Origin of the sequence: Thermanaerothrix solaris, assembly GCF_032334255.1 — a bacterium.
Taxonomy (GTDB): domain Bacteria; phylum Chloroflexota; class Anaerolineae; order Anaerolineales; family Anaerolineaceae; genus Thermanaerothrix; species Thermanaerothrix solaris.
In genome coordinates this window covers 1159015-1172934 of the sequence record NZ_JAUHMF010000001.1, presented here as the reverse complement: position 1 = coordinate 1172934, position 13920 = coordinate 1159015, and the positions used below count along the sequence as shown (strand labels likewise).

Below are 13920 nucleotides of genomic sequence, written 5' to 3'. Positions count from 1 at the left end.
CCATGGACATGAGTTTTTTAAACGCGACTTTTGAGAGCATGCTTTATCGTTTACTTTTTCAACTCCTGAATCGGCAAGGGGGCACATTATCCACGGATACCGAAACAGAGGACATTACCAACACTGCTAACGGGAGGCAATTGGGTTCTTCATCCCCGTTTGAGGCTTTGATTCAACAGGCTGCTGAGCGGTATAGCGTGGATCCCGCTCTGGTGCGTTCGGTGATTCGGGCCGAGTCGAATTTTAATCCTCAGGCGGTCTCGCGGGCAGGTGCGATGGGATTGATGCAATTGATGCCAGGCACCGCGCGAAGTCTGGGCGTGGTAGATCCCTTTGATCCAACGCAAAACATTGATGGTGGAGTGCGCCTCTTGCGCCGTTTATTGGATCGGTATGATGGAAATGTGGCTCTAGCCCTCGCGGCCTATAATGCCGGGCCGGGGGCGGTGGATCGTTTTCAAGGTATTCCACCTTACCGCGAAACCCAAATTTATGTGGATCGCGTTCTCGATTACTATCGCCAAGAAAGTGGGTGGAGGGCTTAAGATGGCCGATAATGGGATGCTGAACGATTCGACCCTAAGTATCCTGCGGATGGCTTTGGATGGGCTGTCCCTGCGGCAGCAGATGATCGGTCGTAACATCGCCAATGTGGATACGCCGGGTTTTCACGCGCAAACGGTAGATTTTGAAACGGCGGTAAAGAAGGCGCTAACCCAAAATAAAGCAATTGGGTTGCAACGCACCCAACCGGGACACCTGGCGGCCCCGACTCAAAACGCTACCTTTACGATTGCTCAGCGTCCTGGGGGGAGTGTGCGGGCGGATCAGAATAATGTGGACATTGACGTTGAATTGATGGACATGACCGAGACGGCTTTGCGCTTTCAGGCGCTTAGTCAGGCAGCCAGCAAAAAATTGCTGCTGCTAAAAAATCTTGCTTCCGGGAGGTAATCTATGAATCCTGATGTGTTGTTGGGAATCCAAATGAATGCCCCGCCCAACGAGACGCCAAAAACTCTCACTACCAGTGGCACAGAAAGGAGGCTTGCAGAAGGAGCCAAAGAATCGAAGCCTTCCTTTCGATCCCTTCTTACCGAGCGATGCCATCATGCCGATGCGTCTTCGGATGAATCACTCTCAGATCAAGTGACTGAAGAGGACGCGTCTCTTCCGGCATTGGCTGATTCCTCGGTGCCACCTGAGATGGGTAGGAGTGAGGGGAGTGCCATTGCCTTGCAGATGCCGGTTTTGCCTGTGCTCATTGACTGGGGGGTGCTGAATGTGTTCTCCCAAGGGGCGGCCTCGCCTTTGCTTGAGGACAAAGGTGAGAGTTGGCTTCAGAGTCTGCCCATGGTTGACCTGGGGCAGGACGGTGGGGGAAAAGCACTCAATGTTCCTCAAGGCACGTCTACGCCCCAGCCAGATTCTGCTGAAACCGCCAATAACTTCGCTACCGCGGTGGTGCAAGCCGGGACCCAGGACGAAAGGAGCGCCCCCAAAGCCTTGAAGGAATTCACATTAGTCCCTTCTAAGGTGCAGTTTTACCCTCAACCCGGAATCGAGGGCGCCCCGGAGGGAAACAACCGACTGCAACAGGGGATTGAGATTCCGGAGAGTGTGCTGATTTCAACCCATGGTAGGGCGGTGGGCCTTGGAGACACGGCCACCATTGCACAGTATGTGATGGGTTCGGCAAAGACCAGACCCATTGTTACCGCAGATCAACTACTGCACCAGACCGTTCGGGCAGTGGATATGATGGTGCGATTGGATCAATCGAATCTGCACCTCCAACTATATCCCGAATCGTTAGGGCGGATTGAGATCCGGATTGCCCATGGAGCAGAAGGCACCCATGTGTTGCTGATGGCTGATCAACCACAAACCGAACGTCTCTTACAAACAGGTTTGAATGAATTGCGCCAATCCCTGACCCACGCCGGAATCCAATTGGCCGATGTCGCTGTGGGAGGGCAAAATGCCCACGCCAACCTTTTCCGTCAGCCGCAAGGCAGTCCGGTGCGGTTACAGGTGCCGTTGGATCCCATCTCTCCTGAGGCGAGTGCCGAAGGACAAGCGTATTCCAGAATCGGCGCATCTGATTCCTATGTGGACTACCGCATTTGAGGAGGTGGAGATGTCAACCATCAGTCCAGTGATGAGCCTATCTCAGATTAACCCCAGCAATGCCCCCATAAACTCCCTGAGTGGTCTTTCAGCCGATGATTTTGTCACCCTGCTCATGGCTCAGTTGCGGAACCAGAATCCTCTAGAGCCTCTTCAAGATAAAGATTTGATGGCCCAGTTTGCTCAATTGAACTCACTGGAGGCGCTCAAACAAATCAAAGAGGAAATGGAAGCGTTGCTTCAGGTCAATTTGTCCAACTTTGCTTCTTCGCTGATTGGAAAGCAGGTGACCACGACCAACACTGATGGGCAGGTCATCCGGGGCACCGTTCTGGGATATGAGATCCGCGGTGGTGTGTATTACGTCCAAGTCGGCGAGGCATGGTTACCGCTGCGGGAGATCACTCAGGTATCTGAGGGAGGTGGCGATGGCTCTCTCCACCAGGCCAATCTCTGAATCGTCCCCTCAGCCGACATCCGTATCTTCTACTTCAACCGGGGTATTGAAGCCGCAGGAGGATTTTGCAGCCCATCTGGCGCTTGCCCAAACCCAGAATCTGCGGTTCTCGAATCATGCCCAAAAGCGGTTGCAAAGCCGTCAGATTGATCTAAGTGTGGAGGATCTGGCGCGTCTCTCACAAGCGGTAGAAAAAGCCGCACAACGGGGTGGGCGAGAATCGCTAGTATTGGTGGATGATCTGGCCTTCCTGGTCAATGTGCGTGACCGCGTTGTGATTACCGCGATTGATCCTGAACACCGTGGGGAGGGAGTCTTTACCCAGGTGGATAGCGTTGTCTTTGCTGCTCCGTATGCCTCACAAGTAAGTAGTACAGTGGAAAGAAAGGTTTAGAAACAGGCTGGCCCTCTCGGAGGAGGCCTGTGAACATGATTTTGAACCTATTACAACCCGAAAGGAGAACCTAATCATGTTACGCTCAATGTTCACAGCCATCAGTGCCCTTAACGCCAATCAGGCGTTTCTGGATGTGGTTGCGGATAATTTGGCCAATGCCAATACCCCTGGCTTCAAGGCAAGCAAGGTGCTCTTCCAAGACCAGTTTTCGCAGTTGCTGTCGCCGGGCTCAGCGCCAACGAATGAGTTGGGTGGGATTAACCCGACGCAAATCGGCCTGGGAATTAAGATCGGCTACATTACACCGATTTTCTCACAGGGAATGCTCCAGGCGACCGGGCGTAACTCGGATTTAGCCTTGCAAGGAGATGGTTTCTTTATTTACCGCAAGGGCGGCGAACTGTTTTACTCGCGCGAGGCCTCTTTGCATATTGACGCCCAGGGCTATTTGGTGAACAGTTCTACCGGGCAACGCATCCAGGGTTGGCAGAATCCCATTGGTAGCCAGGGCCCCATTAACACGAATAATCCGATTGGTGACCTCTCTGTGCCGCTGGATTTGACGTTGGCCAAGGCGACCTCGAGCATGATCATCGGCGGTAACCTAAGTTCGGATTTGGCGATTGGCGATAGTTATCCGGTGACGCTTGGAGTCTATGACTCGTTAGGGCAGTCGCACAGCCTTACTTTAACATTCACCCGTACGGGGGATAATACCTGGTCCTGGCAGGTGAGCAGTCCGGCCACAGCCCAGGGCAACGGGACGTTAACCTTCGATACCAATGGGAATGTCATCAATTCCCAGGTGCTGACCAATATTCGTATTCCGGGTACCAATGGTGCTGCCGATGTGGTGATCACCAATCTGGATATGTCCCAGGTGACGATGCTAGCCACTGATAGCAGCATTGCTGTGACCAGCCAGGATGGTCTGGCCGCGGGAAATGTCACCGATGTCAGCATTGAACCCAATTCGGGGCGCATCCATGTGTTGTTCTCGAACGGCCTCAAGCAGTTGATTGGCCAATTAGCCATTGCCAAGTTTACCAACCCTTCCGGTTTGATTCGTGATGGCCAAAACCTGTACCGCGCGGGTTTGAATTCTGGCGAGCCCAATATCGGGACAGCGGGTTCCGGAGGACGTGGGGTTATTGCTTCAGGTTACCTTGAGGCCTCGAACGTGGATATGGCGACTGAGTTCACAAACCTGATTATTGCCCAACGCGGCTTTCAGGCCTCTTCCCGCCTCATTACGGCTTCGGATGAAATTCTGGCGGAGTTGGTCAATCTGAAACGCTAATCCTTTGATTGGGGTAGCCTACCTTAACCCGTAGGCTACCCCTTTTCGGTTAGTTGCAGATGAACGTTAGCGGTCCCTTTCCCACTTCCCCTTTGCCCCGTCCGGATGAAAATACCGGTTTAATGTTGCGCTTGAACCAGCGTTTCAATGCTGAGGTGCTCCAAGTATCGGGGCAAACGGTTGTGCTTGCGGTGCAAGGGGTGCGGGTGGTGGCACGCTTGGTCTCTCCGGAACAGAGCCTGGCTCTGATGAATCAGCGTCAGGCGCAGTTTATCGTGCGTGATGTTACGCCGAATACAGTGTTCATTCAGCATTTAGGGAGCGGGGATGGGCTGCCCGAGGTAATAACTCAGCAGCCTAATGCCGTTTTTGCATTATTAGAGGGGGCCGGATTGCCGGCTACGCCCATAAACCAAGAGGTTGTGCGTCTGTTACTGGCACGCGGAATTTCGGTAACACCGGAGGTACTTCAATTCTTGATCCATTTGCGTTCTCAAGGGGTCTCGGGACAACGCTTGGAGCGCATTTTGGATTTGTTGGTTTGGGGCGCCCCGTTATCTGCTTCTGTCTTGCCTTTTGTGAGCGATGAGGTGCCGCCAGCGATGGGTTTATGGGCTGCCCTGCGTCAAGGGTTGCAGCAATGGCTGAGCCGAGGAGATCTGGATGAGGCAACTCGTTCCATGGCTCTCCATTTGCTGAGCCGATTGGATGGCTTCCAGGTGACGAGTTGGGGAGAGGATAGGCTTAATCGGGTGCAATTTCTGGCAGACTGGGCGCGCTGGTTTGGTCGCTCGTTAGAACATGTGCTCGGTCAGGTTGTGCAAAGATCATTGTCAGAGTTAAACCAAGCCTTAGACGATAGTCTGGTTGGATGGTTAATGCGCTTTCAAAGGGTGGCCGGTGAGGCATTACCCTCCGATCTGCGTGACGTTTTAGATCGTCTGATCACCCAGGTACGCTATGAACATTTGCTTAATGCTTCCTCGCATCTCGCCCATGATGGAAGTGGATGGGTGGCGTTTTCATTTCCGCTTGTTTTCTTACCATCGGGAGAAAGGCAAACCGAATGGCAAATGGCGCATTTGCGGGTGGCGATGCGCGAGACGGATCAGGGGCGGGTTGTTGATCCGGCTTATACCCGCTTGATTCTAGAGGTTATGCTAACCCCGTCAGTTGGGGTACGGGTAGATCTTTCAATTGCGCGGCAAGCCGTGGGTGCAATGGTTGAGGTCTCATCATCGGATCTGGTGGCAGGGGCGGAGGCGGAATTGCCGACTTTGCACAAGCAATTAGAAGCCTTGGGGTATTCCCTGCAGCGGGCTGAAGTGCGTTTGTTCTCTCTACCCCATACCATGGATTCTTCATCTTTTCTGATGGCTTTCCCGTTTCACTCAGGGGCACCATTCGAAGTGGAGGCTTAACAGAATGTCTGTTTATCGGATTTGGCTAGATGAAAAAGGCCAGGTGAGGAAAGCATCAGGCCAAACTGCGGCTGTTGCGCTGGGCTATGATCCTGAGCAAGAAGCGGCGCCGCGGGTGCTGGCTGCCGGCAGGGGGGTGGTGGCGGAGAAAATTATCGCCGTAGCCCAAGAAAATCAAATACCAGTGGTTGAAGATCAAGCCTTAGTAGAAGCCCTGGCTTCGGTGGATATTGGCGCCATGATCCCGGTGGAACTATATGCCGTTGTGGCGGAGGTTTTGGCTTACGTCTATCGGCTGCGAGGCTATTTGCCCCCACGCCTTGAATCGGGTGATTAGTGGTTTTGGTTCAAAAGGGAAAGCCGTTTAAGTCTTTTCCGAAGTCGTGGCGGAATCGGAAGAAGAGGTATCCTCAATAGCGTCTAACTCTACCAACAGACGACGCAAAGCCTCAATGGTTTGGGGTGAGGGCGATTTGGCCAATTCGCTGGCCAGTTGCTCCTGTTCGCGAATAGCGTCGTGTAATTCCTTACGCAGGATGGGTATTTCGCGCGGGGCTTCAATGCCGATTTTGACCTTGTCCCCTTCAATACTTAGAATGGTGATCACGATGTTTTCGCCGATCACCACGCTCTCATCTGTTTTACGGGTCAGGACAAGCATTGGCTTTCTCGAAAAGTGAAATTCCGATCAGCGTAGCAGATCAAACAGGCTGGTTACCGAGATGGCGCGCCGAGTGACCTCAAGAGTAGCCTGGTAGGTGGTTTCCTGACTGCGCAGCATGCTGATCGCTTCTGCAATATTAACATCTTCTTTCTGAGAAAGCAATGCTTTGAGTTCAGCTTGGGCTTGGCCTAGGAAATCAATTTGCGCCCGAATCTGGCGCTGGCGGGCGCCGTTGGCAGAGCGGGCCGTTTTTAAGGTTTCGAGTTGGGTTGTAAGGTCACCAATAGCGTTGATCAGTCGAGCTCGATCAAACGGTTCGCTCTGTAGAGCATTCCGGAGTTCGATCAAAGCCTCGAAGAACGGCTTTAAAACGTCGCCGTTGATATTCAGCGTGGTGCTCGTGTCGGGGGAGGTCTTGACCTGAATTTGTTCTTGATCACCGTTATAGATGACCGTATTGGGATCAAGCAAGGTGAAGGGACGTGTAAGAATGCGATGACCACTAAATAAATAGTTGTCTTTATGGCTGGAATTGCCCAAATCTATGGCTTGCCGAATCAGTGAGTCAACCTCATCGGCAAATGTGCGGCGTTCTTGTTCACCTTGAGTATCTGAAACGCCATTGTAGCCGAGGGTTAGGGCGCGGCTACCCAGGTTGACCAGTTGAGATAGAGCGAGTTCATTGGCCGAAAACCAATCATCAGCGGCTTGCGCAATATCCAGGTAGGTCTGAACCATACCGGTTTGTGAGCGCAGCAACATGGCTTGAGTTGCTAGGCCGGGGTTATCAGAAACGACCTGATATTGTTTTCCAGAAGCGATTTGCATCTGAAAATCCGCTATGCGCTCACGGTTAATTTCAAGGTGGCGAATAGCGTTTTGGGTCATCATGTTTTGAGTGATCCGCATAGACCTCCTCCCTTATTCAAATCAGCGCCCTGCATGTCCTAATCCGTTAATGATCCGATCCAGCATCTCATCGGCAACGTTCATCAATCGGGCCGCGGCTTGAAAAGCGCGCTGGAAACGTACTAAATTGGCTGCTTCCTCATCGAGCGAAACCCCTGAAATGGATTCGCGTTGGGTATTTAGTGCGTTGGCTACGGTGGCATAATCCTTGGAACGTGACTGCGCGGCTTGAACCGCAGCGCCTAGACTGGCGATTTGTGTGGTGTAGAACTGGGTGTAAGTGGCGCTGTTGTTACTCATGCGTAATAAGGCGTAGCCTTGCGCAATTTCCAGGGCGGCGGAGTTATCCCCCGGGGCATCTGGGCGACTGGCAGCTGCAATCATGATCGGGCTGCTTATGGCAGGGTTGAGCGCAATCGTACGTGCGTCCTGGCCGATAAAGAGAGGACGTCCGGTTTGATTATCCAGGCCGTAGGCATTGGCGTGAATGGTATTAACAAAGTCAATTAAATCTGTGGCTAAGGCGTTTAAACCTGAGATCAAAGCCTGAATATCGCCATCGCGCGCTGAGAGGATGCCCTGGATTTCTCCATCTGTGGCGTTGTAGGGTTGACCGTCTTCCCAGACGGGCGTCTTTGTCGTTGGATCCAGGGTGAGACGGTAAGGGGTGGGTCCAAAGACGAGTACATGCCCACCGATGGATACGGTCACCTCGCCATTCTCACGGCGATAGGAAATGGCACCACTTAATTCAGCCAAGCGATCTAAGACGCGGTCGCGCTCATCTAATAAGTCGTTGGGTTGGTCGCCCACCGAATAGATGCGGGTAATTTCTTGATTAAGTTTGGCTAAGCGCGATGCTAAAGTGTTAATTTCATCCACCTTTTGCTGGAGCGCGGTTTCCTGGTCAGCCCGAAGAGTCTCTAAACGGTTAATGCGACGTTGGAAGGCTTCGGCCAGGTTGCGGGTGGATTCCAGCAAATCGGCGCGCAAGGCAGTATTGGTAGGATCACTGCTTAGGCGTAACCATCCGCTCCAAAAAGCATCTAATTGGGTCAAAAGGCTGTTCTCTGAAGTTTCTCCCAGGGCGATTTCGGCTTGTTTGAGAATTTCACTGCGTGTTTCCCAGGTTTTGGATCGTGCGACTTCGCTACGGTAGCGCCGATCAAAAAAATCCAAACTGTAACGACGGATCATATCCACTTGCACACCGCTACCCACCTGACCACTCCCGCCACCGAATTTGAAGAGGTTGGGGCTGGTGGGCGTGGCGGCGCTGAGCACGGCTTCCTGGCGGCGGTAGCCAGGGGTGTTGGCGTTGGCTACGTTATGCTCAATAACCTCAATGGCCCGCTGGTGGCTGAGCAGGGCACTGAGAGCAATGCTCAAATTCGAGAAAAGGGTCGACATGGGAAGCCTCTATACAGTTCGTTCAACATCACTATTAACAAGAGGGACAGAAGTTGAACGTTGGCCTGTTGGTGAATAACCATCCGGTTGGGTGTACAGACCCAGGATAAAGGCTTGGGTGGCGCTTACCCATTCGATGGCATTAGTAACCAGCAAGGCGTTATGTTCATTGGTCTGACGCACCTGGTTAGCAAGTGACAGGATTCCTTCGCTCAATCGCTGAATGCGTTCGGAGCGCGGTGAGGGGATATGTGGTAAGAGTTGATGTAACGAAAGCGCTTCGCCAATCCCGGCCTGAAGATGCCGACTTAAGCGTTCGGTTTCCATGCGTCGTTGGTCTTCAAGTAACACGATTTGATCCAGCAAGGCTTCTTTGCGTTCAACCAGGGGCATTAAGAGGGTTGTATCATTACGATAGAGGGCATCGCGTTCAGCACGGGTCAGGCTTAGCAATTCCTGAAGCAGGTTAAACTGACGCACCATGACCTGCTCAAGCGATTCAAGTGTGGCCTGGAATTGGGGATTTGTGTCCATGAATTCACTCGCAGCATCCAGAGTCGAGGTGGTTTTTGGCGCTTATTTAAGCAGTTTCAATAGATGGTTAGCCAGGGCTTCAAGAGGGATATTGTATGTTCCTCCTTCAATCTGCTGGCGTAACTGCTCTATGCGTTCGTTCCGAACCTCCGGGCTTTCGTTCAAGGCATGGCGCGCTTTTGCCAGTATGCGCGCTTGTTCCGAGAGCTCAGCCCGATCCTTAGTGTTTGAAGTGGGGGCGTTTTCTCCGCTGTGTGAGGTGCGATCAACAGGAGAAGCGCCTTGGGGTCTTGAGGATGCCAACGAGTGAATTGAACCGTTCTCGATTTTCATGTGCCCTCTCCTTAATGCGCTTAGGAAACTCTGACCTTACAACTAGTATCGGATGAAAGGGATAAATCTTTAGGCACGGCGTAAGTGAATCGCCTGGTTGATCATCTGGTCAGTCTGCTGGAATGCCCGCACCGACATTTGAAAATTGCGTTGCAACGAGATGAGATGGGCAATTTCTTCAGCAAGATTGACATTAGATTGTTCTAATGCACGTGCGACGATTTGGCCCCAGCGCCCGTTACCGGCTGATCCGTTTTGAGCTGGCCCAGAGGCGGGCGTTTCCAACCAGATATTGTTGCCGAATTCCTGTAAGGCGCTCGGGTTTGAGAAACGACTTAATCCAATTCGACCCACCGCACGCCAGGTTTGTCCTTGCTGAACCCTCACGATGCCGTCGCGATCAATTTCGATGTCTGTGGCATCGGTTGGGATTTGTCCTTCCCATATCAAGGGATAGCCCGCAGCAGTAACCAATTGTCCCTGTGCGTCCAAATTGAATTGCCCATCCCGTGTGTAACCGGTCCGACCATCGGGCAGGCGCACGGCAAAGAAACCTTCGCCCTGAATGGCTAGATCGAGGGCTCGCCCAGTTTGCTTGAGGGCCCCCTGGGTGACAAAGAGTTGCGTTGCTGCAATCCAGGTACCACTTTTGGTGGCATCCTCAAATAGTTCCTGGAAGTTCGCCCGAGACCGCTTGTAACCGATGGTGTTTACGTTGGCCAGGTTATTGCTGGTGAGATCCAAATCGTCTAAACGAGCCAGCATATCCTGACGCGAAATATGTAACACGTGATATAGTGAAGCCATGTCTTTCCTCCTTCAATTAGATCCGTCCCAAGGTTCGAATGGCTTGACCCAATAATTCATCCTGTAGTTGTGCCATTTGCTGTGCAGCCTCATAAGACCGCGCAATCATGACCATTTGGGCCATCAGTTGTGAGGGATTGACATTTGACATCTCTAAGGCGCCCTGATGGATGAGCCCGCGAGGGATTTCGGGGTTATTGGAAGGTGCCCCCAAGGCGCGAAAGGTGTTGAATTGATCCCGTCCCAATTGGTTCTCAGGATCATCGAAAAGCGCCAGCCCAATTTGGGCCACGACTTGCCCCTCTACCCGGAGGGTGCCATCGGTGCTGACCTCAGGTGTTGCGCCTTCAGGTAGGATGATCGCCTGTCCATTCTGATCAAGAACCTTAAAGCCGTTGATATTGACCAAGTTGCCTTGAGCATCTACAAGAAAGCGACCGTCCCGGGTATAACGTTCCCCATCCGGGGTTAGCAGACGAAAGAATCCTTCTCCCTGAATAGCGAAGTCAAGTTTGTTGCCTGTTATTTTGAGGGCACCGGCAGAAAAGTTGGTCGCCTCGGGATTGAGTTCTACACCTAACCCCAGGTTGCCCACGGGGCGCAGAACGGGTGAGTGGGTGACATTACCGGGCGAAAAGAGGACGGAGGTGTGGGTAAACTCATCCATGGTGTTGAGAATCTGCTTGAACCCTGGGGTATCCAGGTTAGCAAGGTTGTGAGCGAGTGTCTCTTGGCGGGTTGCACCCACGACCATTGCGGAAACTGCAGCGTAAAAACCTTTGATCATAGGGTCTACTCCATCGAATGAGTGGAACGCGGTTGGGCGATTTGCAGTAGTGTGCGCACTTCTTCGAGTGTCATGCCTAAATGACGCGCGATATCGGTTTCATTCATGTTTGCGGCTGCCATGGCTAGCACGGCCTGATATCGTTCCTGGTTAGGGCTACCCTGAACGGGGAGCGACGACGAGCGGGAAGTAATAGAAAGCAAGGTCTGAAAATCCTGCCCGCTCATGATGCCGGTTGGTTGTGCGGAAGGCGGCTCCCGGTTCTGGATGACCAGGTTACGTAGTTCGTTGACAACCGGGGAGAGTCGCTCTGCCCGCTCGGCATTGCCCTGGGCTAAAGCCGTTTCACGGGCGAGTTGAAGGAGATGGTAGGTATCTAACAGGAGGTTCTCGCTAACCTTCATGGTTTTTCCCTCACATTTGGTTCACGCTTGAGAGGGCGGTGGGGAAACTCTGGCCTCTTGAGGAAGGGTAGAGGTGGCAAGATATCCCGCTGTAGAGAGGGCAGCGCGCAGGCTAAAAATAGCCCGGGCATGAATTTGACACACACGTGACTCGGAAATGCCGAGGATGTGGCCAATTTCTTTTAACGTGAGACCCTCGTAGTAGTACAAGGCGAGGATCTGTTGTTCCCGGGTTGGTAGTTGCTTCAGAGCCTCGACAAGGCATGTGTGCAGTTCTTCTTCATCTAATTTTTCAATGGGTGAGGGTTGCTCTTCGTCGGTCAGAATCTCATAAAGGGAATGCAGATCGTTTTCGCCCTCATCTTCGATCGGGCTATCCAGGGAGAGGACGAGACGGCTGGAGTCTACCAAAGCCTGCTGCACTTGGGGTATAGTCAAGTTGAGATGTTCCGCCAATTCCTCTTCGGTAGGAGGACGCTGTAGTTTACCCCATAATTCGGAAATGGCTTGCTGAACCATCCGTGCGCGCTGTCGTCCAACGCGGCTCAGCCAATCTTGGCTACGCAGGTAATCCAAAATCTTCCCCCGAATACGGAAAATGGCATACGTGCTAAATTGTGCGCCGTGTTGGGGAGAGTAACGATCTACTGCATCAATTAATCCCAGTAGTCCTTGACTGACCAGATCCTCATAGTCCGCTCCCATATCGGCGAAGATACCCATTCGTCCCAGCGTGAAATGGACCAGTGAAACATGATGCAAGATCAACGTTTCACGCAAAGACGGATCACGGGTTCTCAAAAATTCATTGAGCAGGTGTTGGCTCTCTGACGTGTCCATAGCCTATCACTCAGGCGCTAAGATCGTGCGTGCTTTGGGGAGGTTCGGGAGAAGCAAGAGCCCCATTGTGAGCGGCTACCCGGCTCTCCAACAAGCCTCGAATGAGGGTGTCCGATAGATACCAAACCAGGAAACCTAGAATGAGCATGACCCCTATGGCCCGGAGCAGACTCAGCCACCAGGGAGCATGGTTTAGCAGTGAAATAAGCAAGACACCGACCCCACTAAGACTGGCCCAGAGCCACCCTAAACTGAGCGAAAGTTCTAAAACCGGCGGAATCGTCTGGGATGTAGGACGCTGTGAAGCATGAGATAAGGGCGCCTTCGGAGGTGTGACCTCGCGTACAGTCTTCTTAGGGCTCATAGATGCACCTCACCGAGCATGGACTTGACGAGCCGGCTGGCAACGGCGGGATGCAAATCATCCAGCACCCGCCGCCCCTGCATGAAAAATGCGATAGGAATCTGAGTTTTCCAGGCGAGGTTATAGAGACTGCCGAGCGTGAGTGTTTCATCCAACTTGGTGAACACCAACCCCTGAATGCGAAACGGACTTAGCGCATTGATCAAGTGCGATAGGTCGTCCTCTTTCACCGTAGCCGGTAGCGTCAGATAGAGTTTGCGTTTTGGAGCCTCGCTCAAAAATGAGGCCAGTCCAAGTAAGGCTTCTTCGCTATGGGGGTTAAGCGCCGGTGTATCCACCAAAATCAGATCATAATCACTTGAGACCGTTTGGAGATGATAGCGGAATTCATCTGGGGTATAGGCAACCAGAAGTGGAATGCCGAGTAAGTCCGCAAAGGTGCGTGCTTCATTCAAAGCGGCGGTGCGCACAGTATCCAGTGTGAGCCAGACGACACGGCGCTGCAAGACACGCACGGCATAAGCCCCCAGGCGCGCGCACAGGCTGGTCTTCCCACTTCCGCTGAGCCCAGTGATAATTAACACGCCCTGGAGTTGTTCTATGGGCGGAGGTGAAGTCCGTATTCCACCTTCGAGGTGGCGCTGAATGAAAAAGCGTACTTTGGCTTCGTCTTCCAGAGCCTCGGGAGGAAGACCTAAGCGCGCTGCGTTTAGTGTCCACTGAATGATTGTCTCGTCAACCCCTTGCTGTTTCAAGTGGTGGTGCATCTTGGAAAGAGCGCCAGGTAATATTTCATCTTCTATAAGCGTGCCCGCAGATGATTGAACGGAGGACTCCCGGCTGATGCGGAGCAAAATATCAAGAGGGTTGGCGGGCTCGCTTTTAGGGGAGGAGGAATTGGGATGGGTGTTATTTATATCGGATAGGGGATTTCTGCTTCGTTCTTGAGAGGGGAAGCTTGCGGTATGTGTTCTTTCCGCTTCATTCGAGGCGGAGGGATTTCTCATGGCAATAACCTCGTACATCGGTTTGCGCCAAATCTTCCAGGGTGCTCCACCAGGGACCTCCCGTAAGGAGACCACGATGGCGTCGGCGCCAAATTCTTGTTGCACCTGGCGCAAGGCGCTCAGCATATCGTGTCCCCGAAATGTCTTGGTCATCGG

General features: G+C 52.7%; 19 protein-coding genes. 8 read left to right on the top strand and 11 right to left on the bottom strand.

The annotated features are described in order from the left end of the window. The first annotated feature begins 8 nt into the window (after positions 1-8). The 8 genes from QYE77_RS05325 to QYE77_RS05290 all read left to right on the top strand — a co-directional run bounded on the left by QYE77_RS05325 (position 9) and on the right by QYE77_RS05290 (position 6042). Positions 9-545, top strand: coding sequence for a lytic transglycosylase domain-containing protein (locus tag QYE77_RS05325; protein ID WP_315624343.1), 537 nt, complete (start codon positions 9-11; stop codon positions 543-545). A gap of 1 nt (position 546) precedes the next feature. Then, positions 547-954 (top strand): flagellar basal body rod protein FlgB, encoded by a 408-nt coding sequence (flgB, locus tag QYE77_RS05320; RefSeq protein ID WP_315624342.1) that lies wholly within the window; start codon positions 547-549, stop codon positions 952-954. A gap of 3 nt (positions 955-957) precedes the next feature. Next, entirely contained in the window at positions 958-2130 is a 1173-nt protein-coding gene (locus tag QYE77_RS05315) for a flagellar hook-length control protein FliK (protein ID WP_315624341.1), read from the top strand. 10 nt (positions 2131-2140) lie between these two features. After that, entirely contained in the window at positions 2141-2587 is a 447-nt protein-coding gene (locus QYE77_RS05310; protein WP_315624340.1) for a flagellar hook capping FlgD N-terminal domain-containing protein, read from the top strand. Continuing rightward, positions 2559-2981 carry a TIGR02530 family flagellar biosynthesis protein gene (locus tag QYE77_RS05305; protein ID WP_315624339.1) on the top strand — a complete coding sequence of 141 codons (423 nt, stop codon included), beginning with the start codon at positions 2559-2561 and terminating at the stop codon, positions 2979-2981. Before QYE77_RS05310 ends, QYE77_RS05305 begins: the two co-directional genes overlap by 29 nt. Before the next feature lie 76 nt (positions 2982-3057). Beyond that, positions 3058-4284, top strand: a complete 1227-nt coding sequence (locus QYE77_RS05300) for a flagellar hook protein FlgE (protein WP_315624338.1) — start codon at positions 3058-3060, stop codon at positions 4282-4284. Between the two features lie 59 nt (positions 4285-4343). Beyond that, the gene (locus tag QYE77_RS05295; protein WP_315624337.1) at positions 4344-5705 is read left to right on the top strand and encodes a hypothetical protein; all 1362 of its coding nucleotides are present in this window, start codon (positions 4344-4346) and stop codon (positions 5703-5705) included. Positions 5706-5709: 4 nt separating this feature from the next. Continuing rightward, positions 5710-6042, top strand: coding sequence for an EscU/YscU/HrcU family type III secretion system export apparatus switch protein (locus QYE77_RS05290; protein WP_315624336.1), 333 nt, complete (start codon positions 5710-5712; stop codon positions 6040-6042). Between the two features lie 27 nt (positions 6043-6069). Here QYE77_RS05290 and csrA read toward each other — a convergent pair whose 3' ends face one another. The 11 genes from csrA to QYE77_RS05235 form a co-directional block, all read right to left on the bottom strand. Next, positions 6070-6366 carry a carbon storage regulator CsrA gene (csrA, locus tag QYE77_RS05285; protein ID WP_315624335.1) on the bottom strand — a complete coding sequence of 99 codons (297 nt, stop codon included), beginning with the start codon at positions 6364-6366 and terminating at the stop codon, positions 6070-6072. A 27-nt stretch (positions 6367-6393) separates the two neighbouring features. Further along, the gene (locus QYE77_RS05280) at positions 6394-7278 is read right to left on the bottom strand and encodes a flagellin N-terminal helical domain-containing protein (protein ID WP_315624334.1); all 885 of its coding nucleotides are present in this window, start codon (positions 7276-7278) and stop codon (positions 6394-6396) included. Between the two features lie 21 nt (positions 7279-7299). Next, on the bottom strand, positions 7300-8688 hold the full coding sequence (gene flgK / locus QYE77_RS05275) for a flagellar hook-associated protein FlgK (protein ID WP_315624333.1): 1389 nt from the start codon (positions 8686-8688) through the stop codon (positions 7300-7302). 9 nt (positions 8689-8697) lie between these two features. Further along, the gene (locus QYE77_RS05270) at positions 8698-9222 is read right to left on the bottom strand and encodes a flagellar protein FlgN (RefSeq protein WP_315624332.1); all 525 of its coding nucleotides are present in this window, start codon (positions 9220-9222) and stop codon (positions 8698-8700) included. Between the two features lie 42 nt (positions 9223-9264). Beyond that, positions 9265-9555, bottom strand: coding sequence for a flagellar biosynthesis anti-sigma factor FlgM (gene flgM, locus QYE77_RS05265; protein WP_315624331.1), 291 nt, complete (start codon positions 9553-9555; stop codon positions 9265-9267). A gap of 69 nt (positions 9556-9624) precedes the next feature. Further along, the gene (locus QYE77_RS05260; protein ID WP_315624330.1) at positions 9625-10362 is read right to left on the bottom strand and encodes a flagellar hook-basal body protein; all 738 of its coding nucleotides are present in this window, start codon (positions 10360-10362) and stop codon (positions 9625-9627) included. Between the two features lie 16 nt (positions 10363-10378). Further along, positions 10379-11149 (bottom strand): flagellar hook-basal body protein, encoded by a 771-nt coding sequence (locus tag QYE77_RS05255; protein ID WP_315624329.1) that lies wholly within the window; start codon positions 11147-11149, stop codon positions 10379-10381. A 5-nt stretch (positions 11150-11154) separates the two neighbouring features. Beyond that, on the bottom strand, positions 11155-11553 hold the full coding sequence (locus QYE77_RS05250) for a hypothetical protein (RefSeq protein ID WP_315624328.1): 399 nt from the start codon (positions 11551-11553) through the stop codon (positions 11155-11157). A 21-nt stretch (positions 11554-11574) separates the two neighbouring features. Further along, positions 11575-12393, bottom strand: a complete 819-nt coding sequence (locus QYE77_RS05245; protein WP_315624327.1) for a sigma-70 family RNA polymerase sigma factor — start codon at positions 12391-12393, stop codon at positions 11575-11577. A 10-nt stretch (positions 12394-12403) separates the two neighbouring features. Beyond that, complete coding sequence (locus tag QYE77_RS05240) at positions 12404-12757, bottom strand: hypothetical protein (RefSeq protein WP_315624326.1); 354 nt, start codon at positions 12755-12757, stop codon at positions 12404-12406. Beyond that, the gene (locus QYE77_RS05235) at positions 12754-13917 is read right to left on the bottom strand and encodes a flagellar biosynthesis protein FlhF (RefSeq protein ID WP_315624325.1); all 1164 of its coding nucleotides are present in this window, start codon (positions 13915-13917) and stop codon (positions 12754-12756) included. Before QYE77_RS05235 ends, QYE77_RS05240 begins: the two co-directional genes overlap by 4 nt. Positions 13918-13920 lie beyond the last annotated feature (3 nt).

Coding starts and splice junctions, on each gene's coding strand:
- QYE77_RS05325 (WP_315624343.1), top strand. CDS start 9: ATGAGTTTTTTAAACGCGACTTTTGAGAGCATGCTTTATCGTTTACTT.
- flgB (WP_315624342.1), top strand. CDS start 547: ATGGCCGATAATGGGATGCTGAACGATTCGACCCTAAGTATCCTGCGG.
- QYE77_RS05315 (WP_315624341.1), top strand. CDS start 958: ATGAATCCTGATGTGTTGTTGGGAATCCAAATGAATGCCCCGCCCAAC.
- QYE77_RS05310 (WP_315624340.1), top strand. CDS start 2,141: ATGTCAACCATCAGTCCAGTGATGAGCCTATCTCAGATTAACCCCAGC.
- QYE77_RS05305 (WP_315624339.1), top strand. CDS start 2,559: ATGGCTCTCTCCACCAGGCCAATCTCTGAATCGTCCCCTCAGCCGACA.
- QYE77_RS05300 (WP_315624338.1), top strand. CDS start 3,058: ATGTTACGCTCAATGTTCACAGCCATCAGTGCCCTTAACGCCAATCAG.
- QYE77_RS05295 (WP_315624337.1), top strand. CDS start 4,344: ATGAACGTTAGCGGTCCCTTTCCCACTTCCCCTTTGCCCCGTCCGGAT.
- QYE77_RS05290 (WP_315624336.1), top strand. CDS start 5,710: ATGTCTGTTTATCGGATTTGGCTAGATGAAAAAGGCCAGGTGAGGAAA.
- csrA (WP_315624335.1), bottom strand. CDS start 6,366: ATGCTTGTCCTGACCCGTAAAACAGATGAGAGCGTGGTGATCGGCGAA.
- QYE77_RS05280 (WP_315624334.1), bottom strand. CDS start 7,278: ATGCGGATCACTCAAAACATGATGACCCAAAACGCTATTCGCCACCTT.
- flgK (WP_315624333.1), bottom strand. CDS start 8,688: ATGTCGACCCTTTTCTCGAATTTGAGCATTGCTCTCAGTGCCCTGCTC.
- QYE77_RS05270 (WP_315624332.1), bottom strand. CDS start 9,222: ATGGACACAAATCCCCAATTCCAGGCCACACTTGAATCGCTTGAGCAG.
- flgM (WP_315624331.1), bottom strand. CDS start 9,555: ATGAAAATCGAGAACGGTTCAATTCACTCGTTGGCATCCTCAAGACCC.
- QYE77_RS05260 (WP_315624330.1), bottom strand. CDS start 10,362: ATGGCTTCACTATATCACGTGTTACATATTTCGCGTCAGGATATGCTG.
- QYE77_RS05255 (WP_315624329.1), bottom strand. CDS start 11,149: ATGATCAAAGGTTTTTACGCTGCAGTTTCCGCAATGGTCGTGGGTGCA.
- QYE77_RS05250 (WP_315624328.1), bottom strand. CDS start 11,553: ATGAAGGTTAGCGAGAACCTCCTGTTAGATACCTACCATCTCCTTCAA.
- QYE77_RS05245 (WP_315624327.1), bottom strand. CDS start 12,393: ATGGACACGTCAGAGAGCCAACACCTGCTCAATGAATTTTTGAGAACC.
- QYE77_RS05240 (WP_315624326.1), bottom strand. CDS start 12,757: ATGAGCCCTAAGAAGACTGTACGCGAGGTCACACCTCCGAAGGCGCCC.
- QYE77_RS05235 (WP_315624325.1), bottom strand. CDS start 13,917: ATGACCAAGACATTTCGGGGACACGATATGCTGAGCGCCTTGCGCCAG.